This window comes from Arthrobacter sp. TMN-50 (genome assembly GCF_054511125.1).
Window position 1 is genome coordinate 716,095 of sequence record NZ_JBTNDG010000001.1, and the last position, 14,296, is coordinate 730,390.

Annotated in this window: 12 protein-coding genes; 3 read left to right on the top strand and 9 right to left on the bottom strand. The window is 64.6% G+C overall.

Going from position 1 to position 14,296, the window contains the following annotated elements:
• Positions 1 to 71: 71 nt before the first annotated feature.
• The 8 genes from ACX80A_RS03480 to ACX80A_RS03515 all read right to left on the bottom strand — a co-directional run bounded on the left by ACX80A_RS03480 (position 72) and on the right by ACX80A_RS03515 (position 9,142).
• Positions 72 to 752: an SDR family NAD(P)-dependent oxidoreductase gene (locus tag ACX80A_RS03480; protein ID WP_459258273.1), complete on the bottom strand. Its 681-nt coding sequence runs from the start codon at positions 750 to 752 to the stop codon at positions 72 to 74.
• 60 nt (positions 753 to 812) lie between these two features.
• A complete protein-coding gene (locus tag ACX80A_RS03485) occupies positions 813 to 1,496 on the bottom strand; it encodes a PspA/IM30 family protein (RefSeq protein ID WP_459258274.1) in 684 nt (227 codons plus the stop codon).
• 20 nt (positions 1,497 to 1,516) lie between these two features.
• Complete coding sequence (locus ACX80A_RS03490) at positions 1,517 to 2,116, bottom strand: hypothetical protein (protein WP_459258275.1); 600 nt, start codon at positions 2,114 to 2,116, stop codon at positions 1,517 to 1,519.
• Positions 2,117 to 2,178: 62 nt separating this feature from the next.
• Positions 2,179 to 2,592, bottom strand: coding sequence for a heat shock protein transcriptional repressor HspR (locus ACX80A_RS03495; protein ID WP_459258276.1), 414 nt, complete (start codon positions 2,590 to 2,592; stop codon positions 2,179 to 2,181).
• Between the two features lie 30 nt (positions 2,593 to 2,622).
• A complete protein-coding gene (locus ACX80A_RS03500; RefSeq protein WP_459258277.1) occupies positions 2,623 to 3,624 on the bottom strand; it encodes a DnaJ C-terminal domain-containing protein in 1,002 nt (333 codons plus the stop codon).
• Between the two features lie 158 nt (positions 3,625 to 3,782).
• The gene (locus ACX80A_RS03505; RefSeq protein ID WP_459258278.1) at positions 3,783 to 4,487 is read right to left on the bottom strand and encodes a nucleotide exchange factor GrpE; all 705 of its coding nucleotides are present in this window, start codon (positions 4,485 to 4,487) and stop codon (positions 3,783 to 3,785) included.
• A 2-nt stretch (positions 4,488 to 4,489) separates the two neighbouring features.
• Positions 4,490 to 6,388, bottom strand: a complete 1,899-nt coding sequence (gene dnaK / locus ACX80A_RS03510) for a molecular chaperone DnaK (protein ID WP_459258279.1) — start codon at positions 6,386 to 6,388, stop codon at positions 4,490 to 4,492.
• Positions 6,389 to 6,931: 543 nt separating this feature from the next.
• Positions 6,932 to 9,142, bottom strand: a complete 2,211-nt coding sequence (locus ACX80A_RS03515) for an MMPL family transporter (RefSeq protein WP_459258280.1) — start codon at positions 9,140 to 9,142, stop codon at positions 6,932 to 6,934.
• A gap of 120 nt (positions 9,143 to 9,262) precedes the next feature.
• Between ACX80A_RS03515 and ACX80A_RS03520 the strand changes: the two genes are divergently transcribed.
• The 3 genes from ACX80A_RS03520 (at position 9,263) to ACX80A_RS03530 (ending at position 12,691) form a co-directional block, all read left to right on the top strand.
• Positions 9,263 to 9,736 carry a MarR family winged helix-turn-helix transcriptional regulator gene (locus tag ACX80A_RS03520; RefSeq protein WP_459258281.1) on the top strand — a complete coding sequence of 158 codons (474 nt, stop codon included), beginning with the start codon at positions 9,263 to 9,265 and terminating at the stop codon, positions 9,734 to 9,736.
• 21 nt (positions 9,737 to 9,757) lie between these two features.
• Complete coding sequence (locus ACX80A_RS03525; protein ID WP_459258282.1) at positions 9,758 to 11,359, top strand: phytoene desaturase family protein; 1,602 nt, start codon at positions 9,758 to 9,760, stop codon at positions 11,357 to 11,359.
• Positions 11,360 to 11,509: 150 nt separating this feature from the next.
• Entirely contained in the window at positions 11,510 to 12,691 is a 1,182-nt protein-coding gene (locus tag ACX80A_RS03530) for an ATP-grasp domain-containing protein (protein ID WP_459258283.1), read from the top strand.
• A 10-nt stretch (positions 12,692 to 12,701) separates the two neighbouring features.
• Here ACX80A_RS03530 and murJ read toward each other — a convergent pair whose 3' ends face one another.
• Positions 12,702 to 14,240 carry a murein biosynthesis integral membrane protein MurJ gene (gene murJ / locus ACX80A_RS03535; RefSeq protein ID WP_459258284.1) on the bottom strand — a complete coding sequence of 513 codons (1,539 nt, stop codon included), beginning with the start codon at positions 14,238 to 14,240 and terminating at the stop codon, positions 12,702 to 12,704.
• Between the last annotated feature and the right edge of the window lie 56 nt (positions 14,241 to 14,296).

Sequence of the window (14,296 nt, forward strand, 5' to 3'; positions counted from 1 at the left end):
GGGTCAACCCAGCGAATACGACGGCGAGCAACAGCCCAGCCGTCCGGTAGCCTTCGCCCCGTGGAGCAACGCTAGCTGAACTCCGAGGCGGGCAGATCTTTCTCGTCGCTGCTAATTGCCTCAAGGATCCGGGCCGCTACAGCTTCGGGGTCCTTCCCCTGAGGTAGACGTGGGGCAGACCCCGCAATCGCACGGTTCACCAGCCCAGTCTCGGTATGCGGCGGCCGGGCATCGAGCACTCGGATGCCCTGCCGTCGGGCTTCCAGCGCCAACGCCTTCCCGAAAGCACTCAGGGCCGCCTTACTGGCAGAATACGCGGCCATGCCAGCGGTGGGGCTCTCGGCCACCACGGCACTGATCTGAATCACTATTGAGTCCCGCCGCAGGTGCGACGACACCGCACGGATAAGCCTGATGTAGGCCATGAGGTTCACTAGGAGGAGCTCATCCAGGGTGTCGTCGTCGAGTTCCGCGGCGGGACCGAATGCGACCACACCGGCGGCGTAGACCAACCCGTCGATGTCCCCGCAGGCGTCAGCTATCTCAGCTGGTGCACCGGGTTGGGTGAGATCGGCGGCGATGATACCGGCTACGGAAGCCCCGAGCTCCTCGGCAAGACTGCCAAGCTTTTCAGCGGACCGCCCGGATAAGGTTACGCGTGCACCAGCGGCGACCAACTGCCGCGCCACGGCAGCGCCGAGCACCCCCGTCGCACCGATGACCAGGTAATGGCTGCCACTGATTGTTGTCATGCCGCAGAGTCTACCGACGCCGCCGCCGCGCTATCGGCGTGATCAACCGGAATACGAAAACTAGTCGCCTGGGCGACGGTGCTTCAGCCGCTCCAACTCCCGGTCGGCTGCGGAGCTGGCCTCCAACTCCTCGAAAGCTTCCTCAACCCGGCGGGAGTTGGGGTCGGACCAGGATAGCTCGTCGTGTGCTGCAACCTGGGCCTGCATCCGCCGGGCTTCCAACTCGGCCTGCCGGGCCGCAGCTTCGGCGCCTGCGGCCGCTTGCCCAGAGCCGGTTAGCGCATCCTGCATCCCGAGCTCGGCCTGCGCTGCGCCGTGCCTGGCCTTCAGCGTCTGGTAGCGGATGCCGTTGTCTTCTACCCGGGTCTCCAGCCGTTGAAGGTTTGAGTCGAGCTGGCGTACCTGCGTATCAAGCTCGTTGCGCTGACGCGTAAACGTCTCCAGGCGCTTGGTTACGGCCATACTGCGTCGCAGGGCAGCACGGGCGGCGTCGTCGTCGCCCGCGTTGACAGCGTCGGAGGCAAGGTGCTCGAGCTGATCGAGCTCTGCGCGGGCTTCTCCTGTGAGCAGCTCAAGGCGGTGACGGTTGGCGGCCAGGTCGGCGACGCTGCGGCGGGCCTTATCCATCAGGTCGAGTTGCTGGCGGTGCGCTTCATCGACTGTCTGGATCGGGTCAGCAGGTTTTTCCTTGGCCGCAGTGCGGTTGGCCCGAACGATGCGGGAAAGGCGGCGGCCAATTGACATGGTGATGGTCCTCTCAGCCTCTACTGGATCTGGTCACGGGTGCCGTAAGACGTGCTCCACGCCTGTAGCACATTGATTTCACGCTTGAGGTGGGTGCTAGCCCGATGGATTTCGTTCGCGCCCGTCGGCTGGCCTGCCTCCATCAGTGACCGGCGGAGTTCAGCGGACAGGGTGATATAAGACTGGACCTGCTCGCCGACCCGGCCAGCCAAATCACGTTTTAGCTGTCGGTCGGGTTCGCGTTCGGCGATTCGCAGCTGCTCCTCAAGTGCACGCTCGGCCCGGAACAGGTCTTCAGCCACCAGTGGAAGTTCACCAATCGGACCGCCGCTTCCGGCGGCAGCGTCGAGGGCCCGCCGGGTCGCTTGACCGGAGCGCCGCAGATCCAGTCGGAGCCGTGCGATCCGCCGGACGCCGTCGTCGACCGCGTAGGAACGGGCCGTCAGCACTCCGTGCGAAAAGCTGCGCTGTACGACGCCGGATCGACGCAGCCGCCGGACAATGATCCAGGTGGCGAAGGCCATGCCAAGACCAATCACCAACAGCGTCGCCCCACCGATCAGGAGCAACTGCATGAGCATTTCGCCGAAGTCACCGGCGTCGGAGAACTGTTGAGGCATACTTCCAGTCTGCACCGTAACCGAACGGGTTTCCAGTGGGGCGTCAGCTGGCTGGATCGGCCTCACGGTCGCCACACGACCATTGCCTGGCTGCGCGGGCGGGGCCGCTGTCCGCGGGCGAGGGTGACAACGTCTCCCGCGAGACCCGCTGCGAAGACCCTGCTGGCATCGGGCTGTCGACGGCGGGATGCCAGCTCGGTGGCCAGCTCCTGCACCCGGTACTGAAGGGCCGCCACCTGGTTCTCAAGTTGCAGGATCCTGCGAATGCCTTCCAGTGACACGCCCTCCTGGGACAGCCGCTGCACCTCCCGGAGGGTAGTCACGTCCCGCTGCGAGTAGCGTCGGGCACGGCCGGGCGCCCGGCTGGGGGTCACCAGCCCGAGCCGGTCGTATTGGCGCAGTGTTTGCGGGTGCATGTCCGCCAGTTCGGCAGCGACGGAGATCACGTAGATCGGCAGGGTTGCGTCGATTGGCATCGTGACCTCCTTTTCGCAGCAGTTTGGGTTTTAGAGTTTCGCTTTGGCGGCGAGACCGGCGCGCGGGTCGGCGTCCGCGGTCGCCGCAGCAAACGCCTCCACGGCAGCTTCGGCGTCCTTGTTCAGCTTCTGGGGGACGACGACGTCGATCATCACCAGCAGGTCACCCGACGCCTTCGCGGTAGACACGCCGCGGCCCTTGACGCGCAGAGTGCGGCCCGATGGCGTTCCGGCCGGAACCTTGACCTTGACTGAATCACCCGTGAGCGTGGGCACATCGATCAGCGCACCCAGGGCGGCCTCGGGGAAGGAGACCGGGACGTGCACCCGAATGTTGTCACCGTCGCGCTGGAAAAATGGGTGCGGCTTGACGCTGACGCTGACCATCAGGTCGCCGTTTCCGGCCGCGCCAGCCTGCCCTTTGCCACGGACGCGGACCTTCTGCCCATCTTTGATGCCGGCGGGGACCCGGACATCGATGACCTCGCCGGATGGTTCGCGCAGCCCGATAATGGTGCCGTTGATGGAACCGGCGAAGGAAATGTTGGTGGTGGCCGTCCGGTCGGCACCCTTGCGCGCAGGGGGCTGGTATCCGCCGAATCCACCGCCACCGCCCTGTCCGAACAGGTCCGCGAATTCCGGGGGAAGATTGTTGTAGCCGCCTCCCCCACTGCCGGCTCGTTGGCGTCCGGAGCGTTGCTGCCCGGCACCCTGGCCGAAGAGGTTGCCGAACATGTCCTCGAAACCAGCACCGCCGGCTCCCCCGCCAGGACCGCCAGCGGTGAAACGTGCACCGCCGCCCATCGCCCGGATGGCATCGTACTGTTGACGATCTTCGGGATCGGAGAGCACCGAATACGCCTCCGAGATGTCCTTGAACATCTTGTCGGACCCACCGGTCGCCTGGTTCTGGTCCGGGTGGTGCTTGCGCGCCAGCTTGCGGTAGGACTTCTTGATGTCGGCAGCTGTTGCATCTTTGGGGACACCGAGGATCTTATAGAAGTCCTTGTCCACCCAATCCTGACTAGCCAATTGGTATCCCCTCTCGTAATGAATTCAAAGCTTAGGTGAGTATGTCGGAAGCCGGGGCAGTCCCCGAACGGGCGGCTTTAATATTTTCCGAGCGAGCTTGCGAGCCCAGAAAATTTCGTTGCCGCCGGTTCGGGAACTGCTCCGGCTCAGTAAGACAACTACTCGGGTACTGCGACGATCACCTGCGCCGCCCGAAGGACGCGGTCGCCCATCTTGTAGCCTGCGCGCAGGATCTGACTGACGCTGTCAAACTGCACATCGGCGTTGGGCTGCTGGATCAGGGCTTCGTGGATGTTCGGGTCGAACTCCACGCCGGTCTCGTCGATCCGGGTCAGGCCGTAGGTCTTCAGCGCGTTCTCCAGTTTGGTGGAGATCGCGGCGAAGGGCCCGTCGGATAGGTCGCCGTGCTGGCGGGCGGCATCGATGTCGTCCAGGACTGGCATCAGGGAATTCAGGACCCCGATTACCGCCATATCCCGGGCAACATCCCGGTCACGTTCAACCCGCTTCCGGTAGTTGACGTACTCGGCCGAAAGGCGTTGCAGGTCGGTGCGCAGCTCGGCTTCCAGTGCGGAGGCCGATTCGGCGACGGGTTCGGTGAACCCCTCGCCATCGATCCCGTTGAGGATGGCCTCGGCCTGGGCGAGTGCATCGCTGTCGGCAGGCTGCTCCCCGGCGTCGGCCACCTCGACTGGATCCTGGACGGAGTCCGGTGTCACAGGCTGGTCGGAGGGACCAGCCTGTGCGCCGTCGTCGTCCTGATGCTGCCCACGGACCTTACCTGTCTCAGGATCGATCTTCCGGTTGTTGCGGAAGTTGACCGGTTCTGACTGGTGCTCTTCTTCATTTCCGTGGTGCGGCATGACTACTTCTTTTCGGTGGTGTCGTCTTCGTCGACTACCTCGGCGTCGACGATGTCCTCGTCGTTCGATGAGGAGCCAGCGTCCGGCATCGTCCCGTCCTGCGGGGCGTCGCCGCCTGGAGCGGCCGCGTCCTGTTGGGCCGCTGCGTAGATGGCCTCGCCGAGCTTGGTCTGGGATGCCTGAAGCTTCTCAAACGCTGCCTTGACCGAGTCGGCCGATCCGGCATCCTCGGGGTTGGCTTCCAGCGCCTTTTTGAGGTCGTCGACGTCGGCCTGGACTTCGGTCTTGACGTCCTCGGGCAGCTTGTCTGAGTTGTCAGCAATCAGCTTGTCGACCGAGTAGGCCAACTGCTCGGCGCCGTTGCGGGTATCCGCCGCTTCACGCCGTTCCTTGTCCTCGGCTGCGTGTTCCTCGGCTTCGCGGACCATGCGGTCGATGTCTTCCTTCGACAGTGCGGTGCCGCCGGTAATGGTCATCGACTGCTCGGCGCCGGTGCCCTTGTCCTTGGCGGACACGTGGACAATGCCGTTGGCATCGAGGTCGAAGGTGACCTCAACCTGTGGCACGCCGCGGGGTGCCGGAGCGATACCGGTCAATTCAAAGGTACCCAGTGGCTTGTTGTCCCGGGTGAACTCGCGCTCGCCCTGGAAGACCTGGATAGCCACCGATGGCTGGTTGTCATCAGCTGTGGTAAAGGTTTCGCTGCGCTTGGTGGGGATGGCCGTGTTGCGCTCGATCAGCTTGGTCATCATGCCGCCCTTGGTCTCGATCCCGAGGGACAGAGGGGTGACGTCGATGAGCAGTACGTCCTTGCGCTCCCCCTTCAGCACGCCAGCCTGGAGTGCGGCGCCAACGGCGACTACCTCATCAGGGTTGACGCCCTTGTTGGGCTCCTTGCCGCCAGCAAGTTCCTTGACCAGTTCGACGACTGCTGGCATCCGGGTGGAGCCACCGACGAGCACGATGTGGTCGATGTCAGCAACCTTGATGCCGGCTTCTCCAATGACGTCGTGGAACGGCTTCTTGGTCCGGTCCAGCAGGTCCTTGGTGAGGTCCTGGAATTTGGCGCGCGACAGGTGCTCGTCCAGGTGGACAGGGCCGTCGGGGGTGACCGAGAGGTACTGCAGGGAGATGTTAGTGGAGCTCGCCGAGGAAAGTTCCTTCTTGGCCTGCTCTGCCGCTTCCTTCAGACGCTGCAGCGCGATCTTGTCCTTGGACAGGTCGACCCCCTTGGCCTTCGCCTGGGACAGCAGGTAATCGACGACACGCTGATCCCAGTCGTCGCCGCCGAGGCGGTTGTCGCCGGAGGTGGAACGCACCTGGATGGTGGAGAAATCGTCTTCGTCCTTGCCAACCTCAAGCAGGGACACGTCGAAGGTGCCGCCGCCCAGGTCGAAGACCAGGATGAGCTCGTCTTCCTTGCCCTTGTCCAGGCCGTACGCCAGTGCCGCAGCGGTTGGCTCGTTGACAATGCGCAGCACGTTCAGGCCCGCAATCTCGCCGGCTTCCTTGGTGGCCTGGCGCTCAGCGTCGTTGAAGTAGGCGGGAACGGTGACGACGGCGTCGGTCACCTTTTCGCCCAGGTAGCTCTCGGCGTCGGTCTTCAGCTTCTGCAGGATACGCGCGGAAATTTCCTGCGGCGTGTAGTTCTTGTCATCAACCTTGACACTCCAGTCGGTGCCCATGTGGCGCTTGACGGAGGCAATGGTGCGATCAATGTTGTTAACAGCCTGGCGCTTGGCGATCTCGCCAACCAGCACTTCGCCGCCCTTGGAGAACGCAACAATTGAGGGCGTAGTCCGTGCGCCTTCAGCGTTGGCGATAACGGTGGGCTCGCCACCTTCAAGTACGGAAACCACTGAGTTGGTGGTTCCGAGGTCAATACCTACTGCACGTGACATGCGTATTTCCTTTCAACAGCCCGTAATGAGGGGAGCGCCCGGCCAGCGGACTCCGCGAATCTTCTTTCGAAAGTCGAGGCTTGAGCGTTCTTCACTCAACTGTACCCAGACTTGGTTGTGAGTCAAATCAAAGTTGAGTCATCCCGACTCAACTTTGGGAAAAATGGCTTCCGCGATGGCGGAATGGCGGGGATCCGGCGCTTTCCGGGATGGTTCAGCCGTGAGAGAACGGGCGTCGTCCGGGTTCGAGCCAGAATCGGCTGGGCACGCCCCAAACGGAGCCACCGTCTTTAGGGGCGTCGGGTGACTCCGTTCGGGATACCGTCACTCGTACGGCGTCCAGAGGCGTAGGTGGCGGTCTCGGTACCATCGACTCCTCTTGGATGAGTTTCCACTCCGGGCCTTGGGAAATACCTATGTCAAGGCGGAAGCGCATTCCCTGCCTGTTCCAACGCTCCGACCCGCAACCGAGACACCCCCGCCCCCACCAAACGGGTGGGGCGGGGGTATCTCACTTCGCTGCTCGGCGGGTTACTGACGGTATTACCCGCGGTGGGCTGGCTCAGTGCGGGTCTCATGCTCGTGCCCGCCCGCCGTGTCTGGACCCGACGAGTCTGACGACGAGCCTCGGTGTACCGGCCCGGACTCCCGGCCCAGCCGTGACGGCCACCAGATGCGGTGGCCCAGGTCGTAGGCGAGGGCAGGTACCAACAGCGAGCGCACAATGAGCGTGTCAAGAAGCACACCGAAGGCCACGATGAACGCGATCTGGGCCAGGAACAGGATCGGAATAACCCCGAGGGCGGCGAAGGTCGCGGCCAGCACCACACCTGCCGAAGTGATCACGCCGCCGGTCACGCCCAACCCGCGAAGAATTCCCGGTCGGGTACCGATCCGCAGCGACTCCTCCCGGACGCGCGTCATCAGGAAGATGTTGTAATCCACGCCCAGCGCCACCAGGAACACGAATCCAAAGAGCGGCACCGAGGCATCGGCCCCCTCAAACCCGAACAGGATGTTGAACACCAGCGCCGAAACGCCCAGCGCCGTGGCATAGGACAACACCACGCTCGAGATCAACAGCACCGGCGCAATCACAGAGCGGAGCAACAGCATGAGAATGACCAGGATCACCGCGAGCACAATCGGGATGATCTTCACCAGGTCGGCCTGCGCCGTGTCATTGGTATCGATGGCAATCGCCGTCACGCCGCCCACCAGCGCCTCCGGGCTGGCGTCGTCGAGCGCGGTCCGCAGCTCCCGCACGACCTCCTCGGCCGCCTCGGAATCCGCCTGGGATTGCAGGGTTCCAGTAATCAGCACGTTGCCGTCGCGGACGATGACGGCGGACCCAGGTTCCGGTGACTCAACAGTCAATGCGGCGTCGGCGATGCCTGACTGGTTTTGCACCACCTCCAGCACAGCATCCTGGTCCTGTTCCGGGGCGATGACCGAGACCGGACTGCCGGAGCCGGCGTCGAAGTGGCGTGCCAGGGCGTCCTGCCCGTCCACAGCATTGGATTCGGTCAGGATCAGGGCTGACTGCGGCACCCCATTGGCCTGCAGTTGGAACAAGCCCAGCGATCCTGCGACCAGCGCCAGGAAGGACGCCACCCAGACGGTCCGTGCATGCCGGGAGATCAGCGTCGCAGCCCGCTTCCAGATACCCTGCAGACCTTCCAGGCCGGTGGCGTCGACGCCGTCCGGCTGAACATGGTGGGAGCCGGCCTTCGGCCGCAACGGCCAAAAAGCGGCCCGGCCAAAAAGCAGCAGGAACGCTGGTAGCAGGGTCAGGGCGGCGCCCAGCGAGAAAACGATCCCGATCGCAGCGATCGGTCCAAGGCTCCGGTTGGAGTTCAAATCGGAGAACAGGAGGCAGAGCAGGGCCAGGATGACTGTCGCCCCGGAGGCCAGGATCGGTTCGAACGAGCCACGGTACGCCACCCGCATTGCATCCCACTTGGACTCAAACTCGCCGAGGGCCTCCCGGAACCGGGCCACCAGCAGCAATGCATAGTCGGTTGCAGCGCCGATGACCAGGATGGACAGGATCCCCTGACTCTGGCCGCTGAGCTGGATCCATCCCCAGCTGGCCAGGGCATAGACCAGCAGAATGGACGTCGCGAGCGCAAATACTGAGGTGAGCAGCACCAGGAACGGCAGAATAATGGACCGGTAGACCGCCAACAGGATCACGAAGACGGCCAACAAAGCGACGCCCAACAGCAGCCCGTCAATACCGCCAAACGCGCTGACCAAATCTGTAGCGAAACCGGCAGGTCCCGTGACGTACCCGGTAGTGCCCTCGGGGATCTCTGCGGTAAGCACGTCGCGGAGCGACTCCACCACCCCACCCAGTTCGGCGCCGTCGGCCACGAACGCGATGTATTGAATGGCGAAGGAATCCTCAGACGGCACAGGCCCAATGACCGTGGGGCCAACAGCCTCCACCGCTTCCAATCCGTCGACGGCGGCGAGTGAGGTGGCCAGTTCCTCGTACGGCCCCAGCTCCGCCAGCGGGATCTCTGTTGCCGATTCGACCACGATCACCGCGGGCAGGGCGTCCGAATCGGTGAACTGTGCCTGCAGTTCCCCAGCCTCCGTGGACTCCGCGCTCGCTGGCAGGAACGACGCCTGATCATTGCTGGAAACCTCCTCCAGCTTGCCGAACGTTGGGCCGCCGAACGCCGCGCCGATCAACCAAATCAGGACGACGACGGCGGGGAGCAGAACCCGTAACCACTTGCTATGCATGATGAACGCCTTTCAAAGTACTTATCTCTAAAAAAGACTATATCCATCATGGAGATAAATAAATAGACGGTCTAGAGTTGTTGATGCGGCAATAGGTTAAACGACGAGGTGAAAGTACACATGGCAGAGAATCCAGGGCCCGAACTGATGGCGCTGCTCCAACAGTTCACTGTTGAAACGGATCGGTACGTCGATGCCGTCAGCGCGCGCGATTCGCTCTACCGCACCGATCTCAACGCTCTCGGTGTGATGATGGGCGCTGCACGCTCCGGGACCACGGTGACCCCCGGGATGCTCCGCTCCGAACTGCATCTGAGCTCCCCTGCCACCACCGCGTTGGTGGACCGCCTGGACAGCGCGGGCCATGTGAAGCGCACCAGGAGCGACGTCGACCGCCGACAGGTCCACCTCGAGATGACCGAAAAGGCCATGGTGACCGGAGGCAAGCTCTTCGCCCCCCTGGCGCAGCACATCAGCGGCGCACTGAGGAACTTCTCGACCGAGGACCAACTGCTGCTCGCCGACATGATGCGCCAGATCACCGCGGCGACCATTGCGGCGCGGAATGACGTAGTTCAACCCCCACCGGTTTAACCGGCTTGCTAGGGTACTGCAATGGATCGATCACGGGCCGGACAGGATCATTTCGACGCAGTAGTGGTGGGCGGCGGACACAATGGGCTGGTCGCTGCCACGTATCTGGCCAAGGCGGGCCGATCGGTAGTGGTCCTCGAACGCCAGGACCACGTCGGCGGCGCGGCAGTGTCAGCCGAGGCGTTCCCCGGCACGGGCGCCCGGCTGTCGCGCTACTCCTACCTGGTGAGCCTGCTTCCGCAGCAGCTCATCGACGAACTGGGACTCGATCTTGAACTGGTCCGCCGACGCTACTCCTCCTACACGCCGATGCCCGACGGAGAATCGGGGCTGCTGGTCGACAACCAGGACCGTAAGGCGACCCGCAACAGTTTCCGGCGCATCGGCGCTGGCCCGGATGCAGTGTCCTTCGGCGAGTTTCACGGCCGCACGGCGATCCTCGCCGAAAAGCTCTGGCCCACCTTCACCAAACCCCTGCTCAGGCGATCCGAGGCGAAGGACCTCGTGGACGACGAGGAGCTCTGGCTCGACTTCATCGAGCGGCCGCTCGGCGGGGTAATTGAGCGGGCAGTGGACAGTGACCTGGCCCGCGGCGTACTCCTCACCGATGGGCTGATCAGTACTTTCGCCCGGGCGCACGACGAGGACCTGCAGCAAAACAAGTGCTTCCTCTACCACGTGGTGGGTGGAGGCACCGGGGACTGGGATGTTCCGGTCGGCGGGATGGGTGCCGTCAGCGGCGCTCTGGAACGCGCCGCGCGGACCGCGGGAGTGATAATCCGCACTGGCGCCGAGGTGACCGGAGTGGCGCCGAACGGCGTCGTCCACTACCAACCAGTTGGCGAGAGTTCACCGATGCAGCGCGTCACCGGCGAGTACGTACTCGCCAATGTCACTCCGACAGTGCTGGGCCAGCTCATGGGGGGCCACCACGGTGATGGCTTGCTGGCCCACGGCGGCGGCGCTGAGGGCGCCCAGGTCAAGGTAAACCTATTACTCTCCCGGCTGCCGAAGCTCAAGGACCCGGCGGTCCAGCCGGAGCAGGCCTTCGGCGGAACCTTCCACATCAACGAGCTGTACTCGCAGCTCGACGCCGCCTACACGGCAGCCGAACACGGTGCAATACCGTCGCCGTTGCCCATTGAGATCTACTGCCATTCGTTGGCGGACCCCTCGATCCTGTCGGAATCGTTGCGGGACTCGGGCGCTCACTCCCTGACCGTATTCTCCCTCCAGACGCCGCACCGGCTCACCCACGGCGTGGACCACGACGCGCTCCGTGCCGAACTGCAGGCCGCGGTGCTCGCCTCACTGAACAGCGTGCTCGCCGAACCCGTCGAGGGCTGCGTCCTGCTCGACGGCGACGGTCAGCCCTGCATCGAAACGAAGACCACCCTCGATCTCGAGGAAACCCTGGGCCTGACCGGTGGCAACATCTTTCACGGTCCCCTGTCCTGGCCCTTCGCTGAGGACGACGCATCCCTGGACACGCCCGCCCAACGGTGGGGCGTTGCCACCGACCATCCGCGGGTGCTGCTGTGCGGTGCGGGGTCCCAGCGCGGCGGCGGTGTGAGCGGCCTGGGTGGGCACAGCGCGGCGATGGCGCTCCTTGAGGACCATTAGAGCTTGATGAGAAAACGCCGACCCGGCCAAGTAACCAGCCAAGTCACTGATCTCGCCAGTAGAGTGAAAGTCTGTTGAACGTAGATTGACAACGAGCGTCCGCACCAGTGCGGAGCATCGGACGGCCGCTCACCCCACCTTGAGGCGAACGTGAAAAACACACCACACGACGGGCCACGCGCCCTGGTCGTCAGCACCAGCCGGGACCGAGGTGCGCTTGCCGGAGTCCGGTCGCTGCGCCGGTCCGGCTGGCTGGTGGGCGTCGGCACGCCGGACGACGGCGGAATGCTGGGCGCTTCACTCGCCTGCTCGGCCCGGCATGTGGTCCCACGCCCACGTCAGGACGGGACCGCGTTTATCGAGGGCATCCGTCGGGCGGTGGCACTCGGGTCCTACGACGTCGTCTTCGGCGGCGGGGACGACTGGATGGCAGCGCTCGCAACCTATCGGGGTGACATTCCCACCCGCGTGGCGCACCCGCCCGTCGAGGTAGTCGACGCTGCCCTCAACAAGGTGGACCTCACCGAACGCGCCCACCGATTCGGTCTCGCGGCACCCCGCACCCTGCCTGCCACCGGGCAGGCTGTGGCGGAGTGGCAGGGTCCGGTAGTGGTCAAGTGCCTCTCACATTGGACCCGCGGGCAGACCCGCCCCCACCGGATCGAAGCGAAACTCTTCCCCGACGTCGTCTCGGCTGGTCCTCAGATCGACCGGGTCCGAAACGCCGGTGCCCAGCCGATCCTCCAGGAACCGGTTAAGGGTCATCTGGGTGCACTCATCGGGGTTTTCCACGACGGCCGTCTGAATGGACGGGTTCAACAGGTCACCTCGCGGCTCTGGCCCACCCCCAACGGCGTATCAGCCCGCGCAGAAACTGTGACCGTGAACGAGGAACTGTCCGCCCGCGCCGAGGCGCTGCTGCGGGACCTGGGCTGGTGGGGGCTGGTGGAGTTGCAGTTTCTAATCGACGACGACGGCGTCCATCACCTGATCGATCTCAACGGCCGGTTCTTCGGTTCCATGGCTCTGACCAACGCTTCGCGCCCTGGTCTGACCGACCTCTGGGGACGCCTGGCGCTCGGCGAAAACGTGGATCGGCTGCCCGACGCCACCCCGGGGATTCGCTACGCGTGGACCGCCGGGGACCTGCGCCGGGCCCGCGCCGAACGACGCGGCGGGCGGATTACTGATGTGGTGGACACCCTGCGGTGGGCGGGTCGGTCCCACCACAGCGTGTGGGATGTCAAGGATCTGGGACCCACTTTGCACCTTGCCTCAGCCCGGCTGCGGCGGGTGGACAGCAAGCCCGCGCCGGCCACAGCCGTCAACTGATCCAGCTGGGCTAATCCCGCCGTCCCCGCCGCGCAACACCCTTGACCAGGTCGAGGGCGAGGAGCCGCTCCGGCGCCTGCAGCAGCACCAGCCCCGCCAGGTACACCCCGCACACGACCAGCGCCACAGCACCGCCGGATACCAGCGCGGGTTGCTCCGCCACCACCGCAAGTACGGCGACGCCGGCCACCCCGGCGATCGCCGCGAGCCCCACTGCGCGCGCCAGCAACCCTGTAGCCGCCCGAAGGTCCATTCCCTGATGACGGCGATGCAGCAGCCAACTATTCACCAGGGCGGCGAAGCCCAGGGAGGCAGTGGTGGCCAACGCAATACCGGCGATGCCCATGATCGGGGCGAGTAGGATGTCACCGACCACGTTGATGACCATGGCGATCACCGCCACAACCACCGGCGCCCGCGCATCGCCCAGGGCGTAGGAGGTGCTGACCACCACCTGCCGGCATCCAAGCGCCAGCAGGGCGGGCGCATACCAGGCCAGCGCGGTCGCTGTCGCAGTAATGTCATCGCCGGTAAAGGCACCGCGGCCGAACGCCACCTCCGCGAGCGGTTCAGCGGCAATCATCATCACCACGCACAGCGGCGTCAGCACGGTCACCGCCACTGCCAGTCCACGCCCCACCAGCCGGCGCACTTCGGCGATATTGGTCGAGGAGGCGCTCAACGCCGGATACAGGGGAACGAGGAGGGACGCAATGATTAGGGTCTCGGGAAGATTCACGAGCCGCCAGCCATAGGACAAGGCGGTAATGGCGCCTTCGTCGAGGGTTGAGCCCACCGCGCGATCCACGAGCGTATTGATATTGCCGATAGCGCTTCCCACCAGCATCGGCGGCATCAGCCCCGCCATTTCCCTAAATCCCGGGTCGCGAAGATTCAACCGGGGACGCACCCGGGTGCCCAGCACGAACAGCGGCGGAAATTGCAGAAGCAGCCTCGCCCCCGATCCGATGACGAAGCCCACGGCGAGCGCGGCGATCCCGTAGGTGGGACCGAACAGTCCCGCGGCGCCGATCATGATGATGTTGAACGGCACCCCCTGCAGCGCCGACCAGACGACCCGCCCGTGTGACTGCGAGAGGGATGCGAGCAGATCAGTTCCGGCGATCAGCACCGTGGCGATCAACACAATGCGGGTGAGGGCTGCGGTGGTTTCGGCCTGGGCGCCGTCGAACCCCGGGGCAATTATTGCGGTGACGGGACCGGCGAAGATGCTCATCACCACCCCGCCCACACCGAGCACAATCATCGTGACGGTAAGGGCGGTGTCGAACCCGGGGTGACCCCGGCACCCGTCCTTTTCCTCGGCGGCCTCCCGGGACGTGACCGGGATCGCTGACCGGGCCATCGCATAGGCGATCAGACCCAGCACAATGTTCATCAGGCCTTGCGCCACCAGATAGGAGTCGAGTTCGGCACCGGCGCCGAACACGGCGGCGATGACAACGTCGCGGACAAACCCGAACAGGGTGGACACGGCAGTCAGACCGGTCACCAGCAGGGCTGCCCTCCGTATACCTGGTCTAGTCACCCTATGACGATACATTTCATGGCCGGGATCCCCCGCACCGCTGGGCCAGCACCAGC

Bases quoted from the DNA above. Each gene is read 5' to 3' on its own strand.
- ACX80A_RS03480 (WP_459258273.1), bottom strand. From the start codon at position 752: ATGACAACAATCAGTGGCAGCCATTACCTGGTCATCGGTGCGACGGGG.
- ACX80A_RS03495 (WP_459258276.1), bottom strand. From the start codon at position 2,592: ATGCCAATCGACGCAACCCTGCCGATCTACGTGATCTCCGTCGCTGCC.
- ACX80A_RS03515 (WP_459258280.1), bottom strand. From the start codon at position 9,142: ATGCATAGCAAGTGGTTACGGGTTCTGCTCCCCGCCGTCGTCGTCCTG.
- ACX80A_RS03525 (WP_459258282.1), top strand. From the start codon at position 9,758: ATGGATCGATCACGGGCCGGACAGGATCATTTCGACGCAGTAGTGGTG.
- ACX80A_RS03490 (WP_459258275.1), bottom strand. From the start codon at position 2,116: ATGCCTCAACAGTTCTCCGACGCCGGTGACTTCGGCGAAATGCTCATG.
- ACX80A_RS03505 (WP_459258278.1), bottom strand. From the start codon at position 4,487: ATGCCGCACCACGGAAATGAAGAAGAGCACCAGTCAGAACCGGTCAAC.
- dnaK (WP_459258279.1), bottom strand. From the start codon at position 6,388: ATGTCACGTGCAGTAGGTATTGACCTCGGAACCACCAACTCAGTGGTT.
- ACX80A_RS03485 (WP_459258274.1), bottom strand. From the start codon at position 1,496: ATGTCAATTGGCCGCCGCCTTTCCCGCATCGTTCGGGCCAACCGCACT.
- ACX80A_RS03520 (WP_459258281.1), top strand. From the start codon at position 9,263: ATGGCAGAGAATCCAGGGCCCGAACTGATGGCGCTGCTCCAACAGTTC.